The sequence below is a fragment of the Pantoea sp. Ap-870 genome (genome assembly GCF_011752515.1).
GTDB lineage: Bacteria > Pseudomonadota > Gammaproteobacteria > Enterobacterales > Enterobacteriaceae > Pantoea > Pantoea dispersa.
In genome coordinates, this window is the sequence record NZ_VWXG01000005.1 from 343,013 (window position 1) to 362,965 (window position 19,953).

A 19,953-nucleotide genomic window follows, 5' to 3' on the forward strand; every position below is an offset into this window, starting at 1 on the left:
CATAAGCGCTGCATGGAAAGGGCCGTTTGAGACGTGATTTACGTCACGAAAAGCTGCAGCAACGTTTAAGAGTATGCAGGAGTTATTTGACAGAGTTAATATGGAAAGAGTCTGAAAAAACAATATTTGATTAAAGTATAAACTGCCTAATCTCTTGAAAAATAATATTAAAAGTAAAAGGTGCCGAGAAATAACAGACTATTTTAAGACTACTTTTCGGAATGACCGCCAGTCAAAGTGAATGGCGGTGAGGAAAATATCAGGCCGGTTTTTTCAATACCCAGCGGTCTTGCTGCTTGTCATAGTGGCCGATCTGCAGATCGACCGGTTCGCCATCAATCCACGCCGGTACGCTGGTTTCATGATCCCAGCCGTCGAGCTGATAACTCAGGCCGGGGTTGGTATGGCAGGGGATGCCGACGGTATCCAGCTTCTCCACATCCATTACTGCATCGACGATCTCGTAACGACCAATCTTCACCACGTGTCCCATCATCTTCTCCCGTTTGCTGGGTGGAATAGTGATCATAGACGCTGACACGCAGTTTACGAGCGATACGGCCTCAGATTATTCCTTCTCTTCCCGCACGCGCACCCCGATTTTGACGATTTGGTTATCCTCTTTTTCCGCCACTGTCCACGTCAGTTGGTTCCACTCGACCTGATCTCCTACCACCGGCGTGCTGCCGAGCAGACCCATAATCAACTGGCCGAGCGACTGCTGATCGTTGGTCTCTTCATCGAGCTCCAGGCCATAGATCTGTGCGACATCGCGCAGGCGCGCCTCGGCATCAAGGATAAAGTCACCAAAGAAGCGCTGATCCAGCGCCACCGGCGGCGTCTGGCTGAACATTTTGCCCAGCGCCGGCAAATCGCGCTCGCGGCCGATAACGCACAGCACGTCACCCTCTTTCAGACGCGTATTGCCGTTGGGGTGCATCAGCGCGTTATCGCGGAACAGGGCGGCAATGCGCGTTTCGCGCGGCATTTGCAAATCGCGCAGCGCCGCACCAACACACCATTTGTCGGCGCTGAGCTGGTAAACGAACTGCTCCCACGGATTTTCCGGATGGATATCCAGCCCGACGCGGCTGATGGGCGATGCGGTCGGCGGTACCACCACCTTAGCCCGTTTAGCGGCATAGCCCAGCGACGTGCCCTGCAGCATCAGAGATACCAGTACCACGAAGAAGGCGATATTGAAGTAGAGTTTGGAATTCTCCAGCCCGGCCATCATCGGGAACACCGCGAGGATGATCGGCACCGCACCGCGCAGGCCTACCCAGCTGATAAAGATGCGTTCACGTCCGGTAAAGCCTTTAAACGGCAGCAGCCCGACCAGAATCGACAGCGGACGCGCCACCAGAATCAGCCACAGCGAGAGAATCATCGCCGGCAGCGCGATATGCCACAGATCAGACGGCGTCACCAGCAGGCCGAGCACGATAAACATTCCAATCTGGCTCAGCCAGGCCATGCCGTCGAAAGTTTGCAGAATGCCGTGGCGGTTACGAATCGGGCTGTTGCCCAGCAGGAAACCACACAGATAGACCGCCAGAATGCCGCTGCCTTCCATCACCGTGGTCAGGGCAAACACGATAATGCCGCCGCTCAGCGCCAGCAGCGGATAGAGCCCTTGTGCCAGGCTGATGCGATTGATCAGTTGCTGCAGCGCCCAGCCGCCGCCCAGTCCGAGCACAATGCCCAGGCCGAACTGCTGCACCAGATGCACCACAAACATCCAGCTCAGGCCGCTCTGCCCCTGCTGGATCATGTCGATCAGCGTAATGGTAAGAAACACCGCCATTGGATCGTTGCTGCCTGATTCAATCTCCAGCGTGGAACTGACGCGCTCGTTAAGCCCTTTGTCGCCCAGCAGTGAAAACACCGCTGCGGCGTCGGTCGAGCCGATAATGGCGCCAATCAGGAAGCCCTGCATCAGATCGAGCTTAAACAGCCAGGCGGCAGCCAGACCGGTGAGCCCGGCGGTAATCATCACGCCAACGGTGGCCAGCGACAGCGCCGGACCAAGTGCCACCTTGAACGAGCTGGCCTTGGTGCGCATGCCGCCATCAAGCAGAATGATGGCCAGCGCCAGGTTGGACACCAGATAGGCCACCGGGTAGTTATCAAAAGCAATGCCGCCGATGCCGTCCACGCCGGTCAGCATCCCCAGCGCCAGGAAGATCACCAGAATCGGGATACCGAGACGCGACGAGAAGGAGCTCAGCAGAATACTTGCTGCGACCAGCACGGAACCAATAATGAACAAACTGTAAATCATGCTGGCATTCAACGGCGTTCTCCTGCGGCGGGGCGTAAAAAAGCAAATTGCGGGCAATTCACACAGACAAGGTGAAAAGATAATGCCTTATCAATAGCTTGTCAGCGGTTAATTGCACATTTTTTCATTCTGTGGCGCGCTATCCCATAGAAGGTTAAATCCGCACAGAAAAACAGCAGGGTTTTCAGAGGGGTTAAGCCGGGCGGGGGAAAGAAAAAGCCGGTCGGTGACCGGCTGGTAAAATCAGGCTTCAGCGACCTGTTTATGGAAAAGCTCACGAAATACCGGGTAGATGTCTTCCGGCTCGCGGATGTGCTGAATGGCAAAGTTATCAAACATCGCCTGCAAATGCTCATACTCGCGCCACAGGGTCTGGTGCGCCCGTCGGGTAATCTCAATGTAGCTGTAATAGCGCACCACCGGCAGAATATGCTTCGCCAGAATTTCATGACACAACGGTGAGTCATCCGCCCAGTTATCGCCGTCCGAGGCCTGCGCCGCATAGATATTCCACTGCGACGGGTCATAACGCTCTTTCACCACTTCGTCCATCAGCTTAAGCGCGCTGGAGACGATAGTGCCGCCGGTCTCCTGCGAGTAGAAGAACTCCTGTTCATCGACTTCTTTCGCCTGAGTATGGTGACGTATATACACCACATCGACGTTTTTGTAAGTCCGGCTGAGGAACAGATAGAGCAGGATATAAAAGCGTTTCGCCATATCCTTGGTTGCCTGGTCCATCGAGCCGGAAACGTCCATTAAGCAGAACATTACCGCCTGGCTGGACGGTTCAGGCCGCTTCTCGAAATTCTTGTAACGCAGGTCAAAGGTGTCGATAAACGGCACGCGCTCAATGCGCGCCCGCAGTTCCGCAATCTCTTTACGCAGCCGCTCCTCTTCCAGCAGTTGCGCCGGCTCGCTGTTTTCGACTTCGCTCAGTGTGGCTTCAAGTTCGTGCAGCATACGACGTTTGCCTGCGGTCATGGCGGTTCTTCGCGCCAGCGAGTTTTGCAGCGAGCGCACCACGCTGATATTGGCCGGCACGCCATTCGAGGTGAAGCCCGCGCGGTGAGTTTTGTACTCATTGAGCTGGCGATGCTGATTTTTGCGCAGGTTAGGCAGCGCTAAGTCTTCAAACAGCAGATCGAGGTACTCATCCTTCGATATCTGAAACACGAACTCGTCCTGACCTTCTCCGTCCTGGCTGGCATTGCCCTGACCGCTGCCGCCACCACCGCCGCCCTGCGGCCGCTCAATGCGGTCGTTTTGCACAAAGTGGTCGTTCCCCGGATGCACGCGATGACGACTGCCGCCGCGCCCCTGATGGAAAATCGGCTCGTTGATGTCGTCAACAGGAATCGACACCGATTCGCCACTCTCCACGTCGGTGACCGAACGCTTGTTGATGGCCTCGGAGATCGACTGTTTGATTTGCGACTTATAACGGCGCAAAAAGCGCTGCCGGTTGACCGCACTTTTATTCTTGCCGTTAAGACGCCGATCGATGAAATAGGCCATAAATTCCCCCAAACTACGCTGTAAGCCAGGCCGGAACGGATCCGGCCTCCTCAGGCGGCATGTGGATGCCGCGTAGCTTACCGCTGTCGATTATGACGATTTGCGCACGCGCAGATACCATTCGCACAGCAGACGCACCTGCTTGCGGGTATAGCCTTTTTCCATCATGCGATCGACAAAATCGTCGTGTTTTTTCTGTTCGTCCGTGGATGTTTTGGTGTTGAACGAAATCACCGGCAGCAACTCCTCGGTGTTGGAGAACATTTTCTTCTCGATCACCGTGCGCAGTTTTTCGTAGCTGGTCCAGTTTGGATTGCGTCCGTTATTCTGCGCCCGTGCGCGCAGCACAAAGTTGACAATCTCGTTACGGAAATCTTTCGGGTTACTGATCCCGGCAGGTTTCTCGATCTTTTCCAGCTCGGCATTGAGTGATTCACGATCGAACAGCTGGCCGGTATCCGGATCGCGATACTCCTGATCCTGAATCCAGAAATCCGCATAAGTGACGTAGCGGTCGAAGATATTCTGACCATACTCCGAATAGGATTCGAGGTAAGCGGTCTGAATCTCTTTGCCGATGAACTCCGCATATTTCGGAATCAGATAGCCTTTCAGGTGTTCCAGATACTTCTCCGCCTGATCCTGCGGGAACTGCTCGCGCTCAATCTGCTGTTCCAGCACGTAAAACAGGTGTACCGGGTTAGCCGCTACTTCGGCATGGTCGAAGTTAAACACGCGTGACAGAATCTTAAACGCAAAACGGGTCGACAGGCCGTTCATGCCTTCATCCACCCCGGCGTAATCGTGATACTCCTGCCACGATTTCGCTTTCGGATCGGTGTCTTTCAGGCTTTCACCGTCATAGACGCGCATCTTCGAGTAGATGCTGGAGTTTTCCGGCTCTTTCAGGCGCGACAGAATCGAGAAACGTGCCAGCGTTTCCAGTGTGCCGGGTGCGCAAGGCGCGGTGGTCAGCTCACTGTGGTTGAGCAGTTTTTCATAAATTTTGATCTCCTCGGACACGCGCAGGCAGTAAGGCACCTTCACGATGTACACGCGGTCAAGGAAAGCTTCGTTGTTCTTGTTGTTACGGAATGTCACCCACTCTGATTCGTTGGAGTGCGCCAGAATGATGCCGTTAAACGGCAGGGCGGAAATCCCTTCGGTACCGTTATAGTTACCTTCCTGAGTGGCGGTCAGCAGCGGATGCAGCACTTTAATGGGTGCTTTAAACATCTCCACGAATTCCATGATGCCCTGGTTGGCGCGGCACAGCGCACCTGAATAGCCGTAGGCATCCGGATCGTTCTGCGCGTGGTTTTCCAGCTTACGGATATCCACTTTACCCACCAGCGCTGAAATATCCTGGTTGTTCTCATCACCCGGTTCGGTTTTGGCGATAGCCAGCTGTTCCAGAATCGACGGCCACACTTTCACCACTTTGAAGCGGGTGATGTCGCCGCCAAAATCATGCAACCGTTTAGCCGCCCACGGCGACATAATGGTGCCAAGGTAACGCCGCGGCACGCCGTACTCTTTTTCCAGAATATTGGCGTCTTCCTGCGGATTAAACAGGCACAGCGGATGGTCATTGACCGGGCTGCGTTCACCGTCGGCACTCAGCACATAGATCGGCACGCGCTGCATCAGCGCTTTAAGCCGTTCGGCCAGCGAGGATTTACCGCCGCCCACCGGGCCGAGCAGGTACAGAATCTGTTTCTTCTCCTCCAGCCCCTGCGCGGCGTGTTTCAGGTAGGAGACGATCTGCTCAATCGCTTCCTCCATACCGTAAAACTCTTCAAAGGCCGGATAGCGTCCGATGACGCGGTTCGAGAAGATACGGGAAAGGCGAGGCTCCTGGGCAGTATCGACCATCACAGGCTCACCGATGGCCATCAATAGTCGTTCTGCCGCGTTGGCGTATGCACTGCGATCCTGCTTACAGATGGTGAGGAATTCCTGCAGTGTGAACTCTTCGTCCTTGGCAGCTTCATAACGCTGACGATAGTGATCGAATATATTCATAGCGATGCCCGTCCTTTCGTTTTTAGCACAGGTAAAGGAGCGTAATAAGATGCTCTTGCAGCTCCCGGAAGATATTCTTTATTGAGTACAGCAACCCTTATGCCAACCTGACGATTTTTTATCGGGATTCACAATTCTTATGGTTACTCTGCTCGTACAAAAAATTCTCGTCTTACTTTTACTGTAGAAGGCAATCAGAAAAATTGCTCCGTCTTTTCTCCTTATTTAGCGATATATCAATAACAAAGTCTCATAAGCGCTAAGGCCGTCACGCCCTTGCGGCAACAGGTGCGCTGCGTCTCAGACGCGTCTGACAGGATAAAAAGGAAATCAACATTAAAAGTTAAACCAGTGGCAAAATTTGGTTAGACTCTGCGTGTGATTGTTATATTAATGGAATGAATAAATTGTGAACCATTTCAAACTTAAAGCGCTTGCTCTGATGTGTCCTTGCTATTTTGCGGCGTTCAGCACTTACGCTGAACCCCTGTCACTTGGGGCTTCGGTTATTTATGCCCAGTCGCCGTACCGCGGCGGCCAGGACCGTTATCTGCCGATCCCGGTCATCAATTATGAGGGAGAAAACTTTTGGTTCCGCAGCCTGCAGGGCGGTTATTACCTGTGGAAAGACCCGCAGAATCAGCTGTCGTTAACGCTGCTGGGCTCGCCGCAGCAGTATGACCCGAAAGATAACGATCTGGGCGACATGAAAGGGCTGGACAAGCGTCGCATGACGCTGATGGCCGGCGCGACTTATCGTCACGTTGCCGACTGGGGGATTGTGCGTACCGCGCTGCTGGGCGATGTGCTGAATAACAGCAACGGCATGATTTGGGACCTGACCTACCTGTACCGCTTTGATTTCGGCGCGTTCAGCCTGACACCGGGCATTGGCGCAATGTGGAACAGTGCCAACCAAAACCGCTATTACTACGGCGTTTCCGGCCACGAAAGCGCGCGTACCGGCATTGATCGCTATCACCCGGACGACAGCTGGTCGCCTTACGTCGAGATGAACGCCAGCTACCAGATAAGCGAGAGCTGGAACGCCAGCCTGTCAGGCCGATACACCCGCTTCGCCAGTGAAATTAAAGACAGTCCGATGGTGGATAAAGACGGTCAGTTTACGCTGTGGACCGGCGTCAGCTACAGCTTCTGATGACCGCACGAACGCCTCATAGTGAGGCGTTTTTGTTACCCTGCACCAATATTGCGCCCCGTAATGGCGCAACGGGAGGTGAGATGAAGACGATTCAGTTTAACGACGATACGCCGTTACCGGCTATCGGCCAGGGCACCTGGTATATGGGCGAGAATCCGGCACAGCGGGCGCAGGAAATTGCTGCGCTGCAGGCTGGACTGGACGCCGGACTGAAACTGATCGATACCGCTGAGATGTATGCCGAAGGCGGCGCGGAAGAGGTGGTCGGCGATGCGCTGCGCGGACGGCGCGATCAAGCCTGGCTGGTATCAAAAGTTTACCCGTGGAACGCCGGTGAGGTCGATGCGATTGACGCCTGTGAGCGCAGTCTGCGCCGTCTGCAGACGGACTATCTCGATCTTTATCTGTTGCACTGGCGCGGTAATGTACCGCTGGAAGAGACCGTGCGCGCCATGCAAACGCTGCAGCAGCAGGGCAAAATCCGCCACTGGGGCGTCTCCAATTTTGATAGCGACGATCTGCAGGAGCTGTGGAGTGAAGCCGGAGGGATGGGCTGCGCGACTAATCAGGTGCTGTACCATCTGGCTTCGCGCGGCATTGAATTTGATTTACTGCCGCTCTGTCAGCAGCACCATACGCCCGTCATGGCTTACTGTCCGCTGGCGCAGGCCGGACGGCTGCGTCAGGCGCTGTTTGACGATGCGACTCTGCAGCAGATTGCACAACAGAAGGGCATCAGCATCGCTCAGTTGCTGTTGAGCTGGGTGATTCGCCAGCCGGGCGTAATGGCCATTCCCAAGGCGGGCAGCGTGGCGCACGTGCAGGAGAATGCGGCGGCCCTGAATATCACCCTGACCAGCGATGAGCTGGCGCTGCTGGATCGCGCCTTTCCGCCGCCGCAGCATAAACTGGCGCTGGATGTGGTGTAAACGGCGCGTGCGCGCCGTTCAGCATTACTTATTGCGGATTCTCAGCGTGACGCCAAGGCGGGCAGGGGTTTCTCCGGCACTTTTCATCGGCTTGTTAATCCGCGCCGTCTCCACGCACACCATCGTTTTATAACCATCATTAGGCATATCGGCCATGCTGCAGGACAGTGCCGGGCCAGGATTCCAGGTGACAACGTCACTTTGATAATGGTGATAGACTTCAATCTGGCGCTTACCGGCGCGATCGTGAATCACGCTGCAGTCTTCCGCTGCGGTATGAATGCGATCAACCCGCTCGGGATAGGTTTGTTTCCCGTCCGCTGCGCTGCCGATGGCATTGTCCTGCACCTTATCGATGTAGCTGTTGCCGAGCCCGCTAACTTCAACCTGCGCAATGTCCGCCACCTGAAAATAGCTGTGCAGCGCGGCAGTGGCTTCATAATCGCCCCAGGCTTCCAGCTCAATCTCACAGTGTTCAGCAATGCGGAAGCGCGCCAGCAGCGTGAAGTCGTGCGGCCACAGTTTTTTCGTTTGTGCATTACTTTCCAGCGTGAACGTCAGCATGACCGCATCTTCGTTCTCATCATGCGCCGTCAGCGTCCATGGCTGATTACGGGCAAAGCCATGTGCAGGTTCACCTGTCGGACCAAACCACGGCCAGCAGACCGGCACACCGCCGCGAATGGCTTTGCCGCTGACAAACGGCGTCTTGTCGCTAAGCCAGATGGCGGGCTGCTGACCGGCCGGCTGCCATGCCAGCAGGTGCGCACCCTGCAGGGCAATGGCGGAGCACACTTTCGGATGGCTGATCACCAGAATCGGCAATTCACCCATCTGACGCTGCGACAGGTAAGGGGTGATCTGCGTCACCACGGGCAAGTTAAAGAGCGAATTGTGCATTGTCAGACCTTCTCTCATCCAATCGAAAAAAAAGGGGCGACCGAAGTCACCCCTTGTCTGTTTAGCCGGTTAGCTTACTTAGCAGCAACCAGTGCAATCAGATCCAGAACCTTGTTGGAGTAACCGGTTTCGTTATCGTACCAGGAAACCAGTTTCACAAAGTTGTCGTTCAGAGCGATACCGGCTTTCGCGTCGAACACGGAAGTCAGGGTTTCGCCGTTGAAGTCGGTAGAAACCACGTCGTCTTCGATGTAGCCCAGCACGTCTTTCATGTCACCTTCAGCAGCGGCTTTGATGGCTGCACAGATGTCTTTGTAAGACGCTGGTTTTTCCAGACGAACGGTCAGGTCAACCACAGACACGTTTGGCGTTGGTACGCGGAACGCCATACCGGTCAGTTTACCGTTCAGCTCTGGCAGAACTTTGCCTACTGCTTTTGCTGCGCCGGTAGAAGATGGGATGATGTTCTGCGCTGCACCGCGGCCGCCGCGCCAGTCTTTGTGAGACGGGCCATCAACGGTTTTCTGAGTGGCGGTGGTGGCGTGAACAGTGGTCATCAGACCTTCAACGATACCGAACTTATCGTTGATTACTTTAGCCAGCGGTGCCAGGCAGTTGGTGGTGCAGGAAGCGTTAGACACGATGTCCTGGCCGGCATATTTGTCGAAGTTGGCACCACGAACGAACATTGGGGTGTCATCTTTAGACGGGCCAGTCAGAACCACTTTCTTCCCGCCGGCAGTGATGTGTTTACGTGCGGTTTCGTCGGTCAGGAAGATACCGGTTGCTTCAGCAACAACGTCAACGCCCACTTCGTCCCATTTCAGGTTAGCCGGGTCTTTCTCAGCGGTAACACGGATTTTTTTACCGTTAACGATCAGCGCGCCATCTTTCACTTCTACGGTGCCGTCGAAACGACCGTGTGTAGAGTCATACTTCAGCATGTAAGCCATGTAATCGGCGTCGAGCAGGTCGTTGATCGCGACGATTTCGATGTCAGAACGCTGCTGAGCAGCACGGAAAACGATGCGACCGATACGGCCAAAACCGTTGATACCTACTTTGATAGTCATATATTCCACCAGCTATTTGTTAGTGAATAAAAGGTTGGCTGTAAAATTACAAAAACCTTACCAGGCGTCAAGCGGAATCGTGTCAATTGTTGCGACAGGTCAATTCCAGCGCCAGGAATAATTGGGTGCGCAAACGCTTGCGCAGCGCCCTTATTGCGCACCTATCTTACGCCGAATGCAGACTAAAAAGGGATGACTGTTGCAAAGAGTGATCGTCATCACAAAATTGCGCAGTGCTGGTCGGGGCAAAAGCATCCGCACGAAAAAAGACCCGGAAGATGTTGTTCGTTTGTTAGAATACTAGACGATTTTTACAGAATGACACTCCGGAACTCAAAATGGCTAAAGACACCGCACCCGAGGCAAAAATTGCCCAGCTGTCGGAAATGCAGCGCTACGTCACTCAGCATCGTGGAACCGAACCGCCTTTCACCGGCGCGCTGTTGCACAACAAGCAGGAGGGTATCTATCACTGCCTGGTCTGCAACGCACCGCTGTTTCTCTCCGAAACCAAGTATGACTCCGGCTGCGGCTGGCCGAGCTTTTACCAGCCGTATAACGATGAAGCTATCCGCTATCTGGAAGATGACTCGCACGGTATGCACCGCGTCGAAATCCGCTGCGGTAACTGCGACGCCCATCTGGGCCACGTCTTCCCGGATGGCCCGCAGCCAACCGGTGAGCGCTATTGTGTCAACTCAGCGTCGCTGAACTTTACCGACGAGCAGGGCAATCAGCACGAGGGCTGAGCATGAAGCAGGAACTGGAAGCAATGCTGGCGGCGATGACGCCGGAAGTCTACGAGCGCCTCGCCAGCGCGGTGGAAACCGGCAAGTGGCCAGACGGCGTGGCGCTGACGCAGGATCAGAAAGATAACTGTCTGCAGCTGGTGATGCTGTGGCAGGCGCGGCACAACGACGAACCGCAGCACATGACCATCGGTAAAGGCGGCGAGATGGTGATGAAGTCGAAAAAACAGCTGAAGGAAGAGTGGGGAATCGAGTCCGACGTGACGCGCATCAACCTGCATTAACTGGCTGCAGGGCTGGAGAGTTCCAGCCCTGATTTTCAGATAATGACCGCACCCTGCGCCTGCATCTGCGCGATCGCGATCTCGCTGTCGTCCGGATTGAGATTGACGCCCCGGCAGCCTTCCTGCACCACCTCAACGTGATATCCCAGTTCCAGCGCATCCAGCACGCTGTACTTGACGCAATAATCGGTCGCCAGGCCCAGCATCACGAGGTGAGTAATGCCGCGCTCGCGCAGCCAGCTGTCGAGCTCGGTTTTGCGGCGGTGCCCGTTATCGAAAAAGGCGCTATAGCTATCCACATCCACATCGCCGCCTTTATGGAACACCGCATCAATCAGACTGCGATCGAGATCCGGATGGAAATCCGCGCCGTGTGAGTGCTGCACGCCGTGATCCGGCCACCAGATCTGCGCCAGACCATTCAGTTCACCGAGGGTATACACCGGCTCGCCAGAGACCGAGGCAAAGCTGCCGTGATTGGCCGGATGCCAGTCCTGCAACGCCACCACGCATTCACCGCGCGCGCGGAATTCGCGTGCATAGCGATTAGCAACGGCAACCGTCTGGTCACCTTCACGCACGGCCATCGGGCCGCCGGGGCAAAAATCGTTCTGAATATCGATGATTATCAATGCCCGCTTCATGGGATTTTGCTCCGTATCAGTCTTCGGTCAGTTCGCCACGTAAATTCTGCTGCATTTTGGCACGAATTTCAGCGCTGGTGAGGTTCTGGCTTAACAAAAAGTGCAGTTTAGTCAGGGTGGCCTCGACGGTCAGATCAAAACCACTGATCACGCCGGCGTGTTCCAGTGCGTTGCCGGTGGCGTAACCGCCCATGTTGACCTTGCCGGACATGCACTGCGTCAGGTTCACCACCACAATGCCGCGCTCGCTGGCCTGCTGCAGTTCGGCAAGAAACTCGGCGTTTTGTGGCGCGTTGCCCACACCGTAAGAGCGCAGAATCAGCGCCTTCACCGGCTGACGCAGGAAATTGCGCACCACGTCGGCAGAGATGCCCGGATAGATGGTCACTACGCCAATCGGCTGAGGCGTGATCGGATGGACGATCAGCTCACCGCTGCCGCGCGGTGCCGGCGGCGTATTGAGACGGCGAATGTGGATGCCTGCTTCCAGCAGCGGCGACAGGTTCGGTGAAGCAAACGCATTAAAGCCGTCGGCGTGGGCTTTGGTGGTGCGGTTACCGCGAAACAGTGTGTTGTTGAAGAACAGCGCCACTTCATTAATCGGATAGTTGGCCGCGACATACAGCGAGTTCAGCAAATTTTGCTGACCGTCTGAGCGCAGCTCGGCCAGCGGGATCTGCGACCCGGTGACGATCACCGGCTTGGCCAGGTTCTCCAGCATGAACGACAGCGCCGACGCGGTGAACGCCATGGTATCGGTGCCATGCAGAATGACGAAACCGTCATAGCGATCGTAGTTCAGCTGGATGTCGTCAGCGATTGACTGCCAGTCCTGCGGCGTCATATCCGAGGAGTCAATCAGCGGATGGTATTCGTGGATGGTGAAATCCGGCATTTCCGGACGGTGAAACTCTGGCATCATCGCCAGCTGCTGCTGCAGATGGCCAGAGACCGGAATGTAACCCTGCGCGGAGCGTTGCATACCGATGGTCCCGCCCGTGTAGGCTACATAGATATTTTTCTTTTGCATGAATGGACTCAGACTTGCCGTAAAACGCGCAGTATAAGGGGATTAGCGGGGAAAAGCAGCCCGACCAGCGGCCGGGCTGTAAAGATTAGCGTACGTTGCCGCAGGTCAGGCAGAACGCGTAACGGTTTTGCGGATCGTTGAGATTATTCATCAGGCCCGGCTGCGCCTGCAGCGTTCCCATCACTTCGCTGACCGGTGCCGGCAGCCACACTTTCAGCGCGGCCGGCAGTACGGCCTGCACTGACGCGTTCATCTGGTTCAGCAGCAGGTCGATCATTCCCGGATCGTCCTGATACCAGCTCAGTTCAGGTTTCGCGACCTTCGCCAGCTCGGCGGCTTTGGCCACCGCATCGTCGAAGTCGCCCAGCGCATCCACCAGCCCATTGGCTTTAGCATCGCTACCGGTCCAGACGTGACCCTGCGCAATGGCATCAATCTGCTGTGGCGTTTTATGGCGTGACACCGCCACCAGTCCAACAAAGTTGCGATAACCGTTTTCAATGGTCAGCTGCATCAGCTGCTGCACTTCAGCCGGCAGCGCTTTGGTGGTCGACACATCCGCCAGCGGCGAGGTGGCAACGCCATCGCTGTGCACGCCGATGCTGCTCAGGCTATTCTCCACCGTATTGATCACGCCAAAGATGCCGATCGATCCGGTCAGGGTGCTCGGCGCAGCGACGATGTAGTCGGCCGGCGTGGAGATCCAGTAGCCGCCCGATGCCGCCATGCCGCCCATTGAAACCACCACTGGCTTACCGGCGTCATGCGCCGCCGCCAGCTCTTCGCGGATGGCTTCAGAGGCCGTTACGCTGCCGCCCGGGCTGTTGACGCGCAGCACGATAGCTTTGATTTTGTCGTCGAGGCGGGCGTCGCGGATCTGTGCAGCGGTGGTGTCGCCACCGACGTTGCCGGCGCTCTCTTCGCCGTCCATGATGGCGCCGCTGGCGAGAATTACCGCAATGTTGCCATCCTGCTGCGTCGGTTGTTTGACGTTATAGTCATAGATGCTGACGTTGCGGTAGTCGTTGCTGGCTTTATCCCAGCCAAAGGTTTTTACCAGCTCGCGATCGGCGGCAGCGCGCGAATCCAGCACATCCACCAGTTTGTTATCCAGGGCATATTTAGCGGTATCGCCCTGAACGGCCTGCAGACCGCTGATGATGCCCGCCGCCCCCGGGAACAGCTGCTGCGGCGTGATTTGCCGGTTGGCGGACACCGTGTTGAGGTAGTTCTGCCACAGCTGGCCGACCCAGCGGCCATCAGCATCGCGCGCTTCCGGCGACATATCATCACGCAGGAAAGGTTCAACCGCGGACTTATAGGTGCCGACACGGAACACGTGTGAGCTGACTTTCAGCTTATCCAGCAGGGATTTGTAATAGAGGCCGTTGGTGGCGAAACCGTGCAGATCCACCGTGCCCTGCGGCGACAGATAGACCTTCGTGGCGTAGCTGGCGAGATAATATTGCGCCTGGCTATAGCTGTCGCCGAGGGCAAAAATGGGTTTGCCCGCGTCGCGGAATTCGCGCAGCGCCTTACCCACGTACTGCAGCGAAGGCTGATCGCCGCCGGCAAAATCGCGCAGATCCAGCACCATGCCGGTGATATTTTTATCGCTTTTTGCCTGACGAATGGCATCGACCACATCAAACAACGAGTTTTCCTGCAAACGATCGCTGCTGGCACCCAGCAGCTGGCGGCTGATGCGGCTCAGACGATTGCTGACCGACGGTTTGTCCACCAGCACGCCGCTCAGATCGACTTTCAGCGCACCCTGCTGCACTGGTTCACTGCTGCTGGCGCTGGATAGCTGCAGCCAGATGCCGACGCCGGCCAGAATTAACACAATCAGGAACAGATTCAGGATAAATTCCCGGATAAAATTCAGCACCCGCCAGCTCCAGCGGAACAGGCCAGCAATAATTCGCCACAATGTGCGCATAAACTCTCCATATTCACGTAGCCAGGGCAGCCGGTATGCGGTCTGCCCCGATGTCGGGTTCATCCTAAAGAGCAGCGTGCGAAAAGTCAGCAGGAAATCGCGCCAGACTGTTACAAAAGATCGCGCTGTGCCAGGATTAGCCCACGCTTTGTTAATCACGGGAGAATCAAGATGGATGCACTGGAATTACTGGTAAACCGTCGTTCAGCGTCGCGCCTGACCGAGCCGGCACCCGCCGGTGAAGTGCTGCAGAATATTCTGCACGCGGGTATGCGCGCACCGGATCACGGCACGCTGCAGCCGTGGCGCTTCATCATCATTGAAAATGAGGGGCGCGAACGCTTCAGCCATCTGCTGGAGCAGGCCGCACGCGACAGCCAGCTGGATGACAAAGCCATCGAGAAGGCCCGGACGTCACCATTCCGCGCGCCGATGATCATCACCGTTGTCGCGCACTGCGAAGCCTCCGCCAAAGTGCCGCGCTGGGAGCAGGTCGTGTCCGCGGGTTGCGCGGTGATGGCGATGCAAATGGCGGCCGTCGCGCAGGGCTTTAACGGCATCTGGCGCAGCGGGCCGTGGACCGATCATCCGCAGGTACGCGCCGCCTTTGGCTGCCGCGAGCAGGATGCGATTGTGGGTTTCCTCTACCTCGGAACGCCGCAGCTGAAAGCCAATACCACCGTGGTCGCGCCCGACAGCGAGGCGTTTGTCAGTTATTTCTGACAGACAGCAGCGGGTTTCTGCGGCAAGGTGCATGCAACGACACTGATTGCACAGTCGCTGTGCGAAAGATCGCGCTTAGCGGCGACAGCGCTTACCAGCAGCGGGCAGCCAGGCTAACATAGCCCTCTCTGTTCAGCGCACAAGGAACCCGCCATGAGCGAACCGCTTCGTTTGACGCAATACAGCCACGGCGCTGGCTGCGGCTGTAAAATTTCACCTCAGGTGCTTGAGACCATTCTGCACAGTGAACTGGCTGCCTTTCACGATCCGCAACTGCTGGTCGGCAATGAAACCCGTGACGATGCTGCAGTGTACGATCTTGGTAACGGCACGGCGGTGGTCAGCACCACTGACTTCTTTATGCCCATCGTTGACGATCCGCACACCTTTGGCCGTATCGCGGCCACTAACGCCATCAGTGATATTTACGCCATGGGCGGTAAACCGATCATGGCCATCGCTATTCTCGGCTGGCCGGTTAATGTGCTGGACGCGAAAGTGGCACAGCAGGTGATTGAAGGCGGTCGCGCGGCCTGCCAGGCGGCTGGCATCGCGCTGGCGGGTGGTCACTCAATCGATGCGCCGGAGCCGATTTTTGGCCTTGCCGTTACCGGCATCGTTGACGTGGTGCGCGTGAAAAAGAACAGCGCTGCGCAGGCGGGCTGCGAGCTGTTCCTCACCAAACCGCTTGGCATAGGTATTCTGACTACCGCAGAGAAAAAAGGGCTGCTGCGTGCGGAGCATCAGACGCTGGCGGCGCAGGTGATGTGCCAGCTCAATAGCGCAGGGGCGGAATTTGCTAAACTGCCCGGCGTCAGCGCCATGACCGATGTCACCGGCTTTGGCCTGCTGGGGCACCTGAGTGAAATCTGTCTGGGCTCCGGTCTGCGCGCACACGTGCAGGCCGCACAGGTACCGCGTCTGCCCGGCGTGGACCAGTACATTGCGGCCGGCGCGGTGCCGGGCGGCACCAGCCGCAACTTCGCCAGCTACGGCGAGCACATTTCTGCCATGGATGAGGCCACGCGCGCACTGCTGTGCGATCCGCAAACTTCCGGCGGACTGCTGGTGGCGGTGCAGCCTGACGCTATTGCGGCGTTTCACGCGTGCGCCGTGCAGGCTGGCGTCGAGGCCACGGCGATCGGCTCGCTGCTGCCGGCCGACCGCGCCCATCCACTGATTACTGTAGTCACCTGACGTAAAGGAACGACGCCATTCATGCGTTTGTTTATTGCTGAAAAACCCAGTCTGGCACGCGCCATCGCCGATGTGCTACCCAAACCGCATCGACGTGGCGACGGCTATATTGCCTGTGGTAATGACCAGGTTGTGACCTGGTGTGTCGGGCATCTGCTGGAGCAGGCGCAGCCTGACAGCTATGACAGCCGCTATGCGCGCTGGAATCTGGCGGATTTACCCATCATCCCGGATAAATGGCGCCTGCAGCCGCGCCCGTCGGTGGCGAAGCAGCTCAAAGTGATCGAGGGCTTACTGCAGCAGGCCAGCGTGGTGGTGCACGCCGGTGACCCGGATCGCGAAGGACAACTGCTGGTCGACGAAGTGCTCGATTATCTGCAACTGCCGGCTGAAAAGCGCCAGCAGGTGCAGCGCTGCCTGATTAACGACCTCAACCCTGCGGCGGTCGAGCGCGCGGTAAGCCGTCTGCGCGAGAACCGTGAATTCATTCCGTTGTGCGTCTCGGCGCTGGCCCGGGCGCGCGCTGACTGGCTGTATGGCATCAACATGACGCGCGCCTGGACGCTGCTGGGCCGTAACGCCGGTTACGATGGCGTGCTCTCGGTGGGACGCGTTCAGACGCCGGTGCTGGGGCTGGTGGTGAGGCGCGATGAAGAGATCGAAAACTTTGTGCCGAAGGATTACTTCGAAGTTAAAGCGCACATTGTCACCCCGAAAGAGGAGCGCTTCGTTGCCAGCTGGATCCCCAGCGATGCCTGTGAACCGTGGCAGGATGACGAGGGCCGTTTGCTGCATCGTCCTCTCGCTGACCACGTGCTTGAACGTATCAACGGCAAACCGGCGTGGGTTACCGGTTACAACGATAAGCGGGAGTCAGAAACGGCGCCGCTGCCATTTTCCCTCTCCAGCCTGCAAATCGAGGCGGCGAAGCGTTTTGGCCTGAGTGCCCAGACGGTACTGGACTGCTGTCAGCGTTTGTATGAAACCCATAAGCTGATTACGTATCCGCGTTCGGACAGCCGCTATCTGCCGGACGAACATTTTGCCGGACGTCATGCGGTGCTGAACGCCATTCAGGCGCATCAGCCGGACGTGTCGCTGCCAGCGGATTTCAATGCGGATCAGAAAAATCGCTGCTGGGACGATAAAAAAGTGGATGCGCACCATGCCATCATTCCTACGGCGCGCGCCAGCAAGGTGAACCTGAGCGACAATGAAGCCAATATTTACGGTCTGATTGCGCGCCAGTATCTGATGCAGTTTTGTCCCGACGCGGTATTTCGCAAATGCGTCATCGACCTCGATATCGGCGGTGGCAGGTTCGTTGCCAAAGCACGTTTTCTTGCCGAAGCCGGCTGGCGTGCGCTGCTGGGCAGTAAAGAGCGCGATGAAGAGAATGATGGCACGCCGCTGCCGGTGGTGAGTAAAGGCGATGAGCTGTTGTGTGAGCGTGGTGAGGTGCTGGCGAAGCAGACTCAGCCGCCGCGGCCGTTCACCGACGCCACGCTGCTGTCGGCCATGACCGGTATTGCCCGCTTTGTGCAGGATAAAGAATTAAAGAAAGTGCTGCGTGCGACCGATGGTTTAGGAACGGAAGCGACGCGTGCCGGCATCATAGAATTGCTGTTCCGCCGTACATTTCTGGTGAAAAAAGGTCGCTATATTCACTCAACCGAGGCGGGCAGGGCGCTGATTCATGCGTTACCTGAGATGGCCGCGCGGCCGGATATGACGGCGCACTGGGAGTCAACGCTTACCCGCATCAGTGAAAAAGCCTGTCGCTATGATGAGTTTATGCAGCCGCTGGTCAGTACCTTAATCGGACTGATCGGTGAGGCGCGCCAGAGGCCGTCGCTGCAGGCTTTTCGTGGATTAGCCGCGACCGGAGCGAAGACGCGCAGTAAAGGCAAAACGCCCCGGCGCAAAACGAAGGAGACGGAATAATGCGTTACGCAACGCTGTTGCTGAGTGGGCTGCTGCTGTGCAGCCATGCCGCGCTGGCTAATCGCCAGCCGGAGCCCGCGCGAATGGGCAATACCGATGTGGTGGTGGATATGCCGCCGGAAGTGTGGACGCAGGGGCAGAATCGTCAGCAGAACAACTGCCTGCAGTGCTGTATCTATGAAAACCGCAGCTACTCCGAAGGCGCCGTGGTGAAAGCAGAGGGCGTACTGCTGCAGTGTGCGCGTGATGAAAAAGTGCTGGGTACCAATCCGCTGATTTGGAAAATCATTAAATAAGCGAGCGTGGCGCGCAGGCGCCACGCTGTTCAGTTACAGCTTGAAGCTGGACCACACCGGCGCGTGATCGGACGGCTTTTCCATACTGCGAATGTCGTAGTCGATGCCGCTGTCGATGCAGCGTGAAGCCAGCGGTGGGCTGGCCAGCAGCAGATCGATGCGCAGACCGCGGTTGTCATCAAATCCTTTTGAGCGATAGTCGAACCACGAGAAGCGATCGGCGGTTTCCGGGTTTTTCTCACGCCACGTATCGACCAGTCCCCACTGCAGCAACCGGTCCATCCACTCGCGCTCTTCCGGCAGGAAAGAGCATTTGCCGGTGCGCAGCCAGCGCTTGCGGTTCTCTTCACCAATACCAATGTCCAGGTCGGTACTGCTGATGTTCATATCGCCCATGATCAGCACCGGCTTGTCGGCCGCCAGTTGCTGCTCAAGATAGCTTTGCAGGTCGCGATAAAACTTCTCTTTGGCCGGGAACTTGATGGGATGGTCACGGCTTTCCCCCTGCGGGAAGTAACCGTTGATGACGGTGATATCGCCAATCGGGCTGGGAATTTCTGCCATGATCAGACGTCGCTGGGAATCTTCGCCGTCATCAGGAAAACCGCGTCGAACTGCCACCGGCTGCGTCTTGGTCAACAGCGCCACGCCGTAATGGCCTTTCTGGCCGTGATAAAACACGTTGTAACCCAGCTTGCTGACCTCTTCCAGCGGGAACATATCATCGTGCACTTTAGTTTCCTGCAGGCCGATGACATCCGGTTGATGCTGTTCAACCAGCGCCGCCAGCTGATGAGGGCGTGCGCGCAAACCGTTGATGTTAAAAGAGACAAATTTCATTTCGCTGCCATTTTTCGTCGCAAAAGGTTGCGGCGATGGTAACCAGGTTTGCGGCAAAAGTCATGGCTTGCGTCATAAGAGCGTGCCGATAAGAGCGAGAGGCAGCACGCAGGTGATTTGTGGTGGGAGACGCAGGAGAGCGGGCTAAGGCAGGCGGCGCCGTTTAGCCTGAGGGGCGTTTGCGTGAACCTTCTGGTGCGCATTAATGCGCACCCTACAATCCGGGTGACAACTGGGACGATGAGAATATAAACCGGTCACATGGGTAACACTTGAGTCCGTATCACTGTAGATACCGTCTTGCCGGTTACCTGGCAAGACATATTTCGGCATCGAACGGACGACCCGATTTCAGCACGCCATAAGCCAGCTGCAGCAGCTTCTTCATCGCCGCGCACACCACGACTTTTCCC

18 protein-coding genes and 1 pseudogene are annotated in these 19,953 nt (G+C 56.6%); 8 read left to right on the forward strand and 11 right to left on the reverse strand.

The window, feature by feature from the left end; all coding sequences use genetic code 11:
* Positions 1-259: 259 nt before the first annotated feature.
* From F3J41_RS15045 to yeaG, 4 genes are all read right to left on the reverse strand, one after another.
* Positions 260-493, reverse strand: coding sequence for a DUF1480 family protein (locus tag F3J41_RS15045; RefSeq protein WP_021510054.1), 234 nt, complete (start codon positions 491-493; stop codon positions 260-262).
* A gap of 75 nt (positions 494-568) precedes the next feature.
* Positions 569-2,296 carry a potassium/proton antiporter gene (locus F3J41_RS15050; protein WP_021510055.1) on the reverse strand — a complete coding sequence of 576 codons (1,728 nt, stop codon included), beginning with the start codon at positions 2,294-2,296 and terminating at the stop codon, positions 569-571.
* 231 nt (positions 2,297-2,527) lie between these two features.
* Positions 2,528-3,802, reverse strand: coding sequence for a YeaH/YhbH family protein (locus F3J41_RS15055; protein ID WP_031280211.1), 1,275 nt, complete (start codon positions 3,800-3,802; stop codon positions 2,528-2,530).
* A 90-nt stretch (positions 3,803-3,892) separates the two neighbouring features.
* Positions 3,893-5,827 carry a protein kinase YeaG gene (gene yeaG / locus F3J41_RS15060; RefSeq protein WP_021510057.1) on the reverse strand — a complete coding sequence of 645 codons (1,935 nt, stop codon included), beginning with the start codon at positions 5,825-5,827 and terminating at the stop codon, positions 3,893-3,895.
* A gap of 409 nt (positions 5,828-6,236) precedes the next feature.
* On the opposite strand from yeaG, the gene F3J41_RS15065 reads away from it, so the two are divergent.
* On the forward strand, positions 6,237-6,986 hold the full coding sequence (locus F3J41_RS15065; protein WP_059009705.1) for a MipA/OmpV family protein: 750 nt from the start codon (positions 6,237-6,239) through the stop codon (positions 6,984-6,986).
* A gap of 83 nt (positions 6,987-7,069) precedes the next feature.
* Entirely contained in the window at positions 7,070-7,918 is an 849-nt protein-coding gene (locus tag F3J41_RS15070) for an aldo/keto reductase (protein ID WP_166711668.1), read from the forward strand.
* A 24-nt stretch (positions 7,919-7,942) separates the two neighbouring features.
* On the opposite strand, the gene F3J41_RS15075 is transcribed toward F3J41_RS15070, so the two are convergent.
* Both F3J41_RS15075 and gapA read right to left on the reverse strand, forming a co-directional pair.
* On the reverse strand, positions 7,943-8,818 hold the full coding sequence (locus F3J41_RS15075) for a D-hexose-6-phosphate mutarotase (RefSeq protein WP_166711670.1): 876 nt from the start codon (positions 8,816-8,818) through the stop codon (positions 7,943-7,945).
* 74 nt (positions 8,819-8,892) lie between these two features.
* On the reverse strand, positions 8,893-9,891 hold the full coding sequence (gene gapA, locus F3J41_RS15080; protein ID WP_166711672.1) for a glyceraldehyde-3-phosphate dehydrogenase: 999 nt from the start codon (positions 9,889-9,891) through the stop codon (positions 8,893-8,895).
* A 338-nt stretch (positions 9,892-10,229) separates the two neighbouring features.
* Here gapA and msrB point away from each other — a divergent pair, with 338 nt between their 5' ends.
* Positions 10,230-10,640: a peptide-methionine (R)-S-oxide reductase MsrB gene (gene msrB, locus F3J41_RS15085; protein WP_021510062.1), complete on the forward strand. Its 411-nt coding sequence runs from the start codon at positions 10,230-10,232 to the stop codon at positions 10,638-10,640.
* A gap of 2 nt (positions 10,641-10,642) precedes the next feature.
* The gene (locus tag F3J41_RS15090; protein WP_058774606.1) at positions 10,643-10,924 is read left to right on the forward strand and encodes a YeaC family protein; all 282 of its coding nucleotides are present in this window, start codon (positions 10,643-10,645) and stop codon (positions 10,922-10,924) included.
* Positions 10,925-10,959: 35 nt separating this feature from the next.
* Here the strand turns inward: F3J41_RS15090 and pncA are convergent, their stop codons facing one another.
* From pncA to sppA, 3 genes are all read right to left on the reverse strand, one after another.
* The gene (gene pncA, locus F3J41_RS15095; protein ID WP_058757718.1) at positions 10,960-11,568 is read right to left on the reverse strand and encodes a bifunctional nicotinamidase/pyrazinamidase; all 609 of its coding nucleotides are present in this window, start codon (positions 11,566-11,568) and stop codon (positions 10,960-10,962) included.
* Between the two features lie 16 nt (positions 11,569-11,584).
* Positions 11,585-12,598, reverse strand: a complete 1,014-nt coding sequence (gene ansA, locus F3J41_RS15100) for an asparaginase (RefSeq protein WP_058757717.1) — start codon at positions 12,596-12,598, stop codon at positions 11,585-11,587.
* Between the two features lie 85 nt (positions 12,599-12,683).
* Positions 12,684-14,540, reverse strand: a complete 1,857-nt coding sequence (gene sppA / locus F3J41_RS15105; RefSeq protein WP_104189025.1) for a signal peptide peptidase SppA — start codon at positions 14,538-14,540, stop codon at positions 12,684-12,686.
* A 171-nt stretch (positions 14,541-14,711) separates the two neighbouring features.
* Between sppA and F3J41_RS15110 the strand changes: the two genes are divergently transcribed.
* The 4 genes from F3J41_RS15110 to F3J41_RS15125 all read left to right on the forward strand — a co-directional run bounded on the left by F3J41_RS15110 (position 14,712) and on the right by F3J41_RS15125 (position 18,700).
* The gene (locus tag F3J41_RS15110) at positions 14,712-15,263 is read left to right on the forward strand and encodes an NAD(P)H nitroreductase (protein WP_058774609.1); all 552 of its coding nucleotides are present in this window, start codon (positions 14,712-14,714) and stop codon (positions 15,261-15,263) included.
* Between the two features lie 153 nt (positions 15,264-15,416).
* Positions 15,417-16,460, forward strand: a complete 1,044-nt coding sequence (gene selD, locus F3J41_RS15115) for a selenide, water dikinase SelD (protein ID WP_166711674.1) — start codon at positions 15,417-15,419, stop codon at positions 16,458-16,460.
* Positions 16,461-16,481: 21 nt separating this feature from the next.
* Positions 16,482-18,404 (forward strand): DNA topoisomerase III, encoded by a 1,923-nt coding sequence (locus tag F3J41_RS15120; protein ID WP_058757713.1) that lies wholly within the window; start codon positions 16,482-16,484, stop codon positions 18,402-18,404.
* Entirely contained in the window at positions 18,404-18,700 is a 297-nt protein-coding gene (locus tag F3J41_RS15125; protein WP_021510070.1) for a YnjH family protein, read from the forward strand. Before F3J41_RS15120 ends, F3J41_RS15125 begins: the two co-directional genes overlap by 1 nt.
* A 33-nt stretch (positions 18,701-18,733) precedes the next feature.
* Here the strand turns inward: F3J41_RS15125 and xthA are convergent, their stop codons facing one another.
* Together xthA and F3J41_RS15135 are read right to left on the reverse strand one after the other, a co-directional pair.
* Positions 18,734-19,540: an exodeoxyribonuclease III gene (xthA, locus tag F3J41_RS15130; RefSeq protein WP_058771257.1), complete on the reverse strand. Its 807-nt coding sequence runs from the start codon at positions 19,538-19,540 to the stop codon at positions 18,734-18,736.
* Positions 19,541-19,847: 307 nt separating this feature from the next.
* A pseudogene (locus F3J41_RS15135) lies at positions 19,848-19,953 on the reverse strand (IS110 family transposase); the annotation flags it as partial.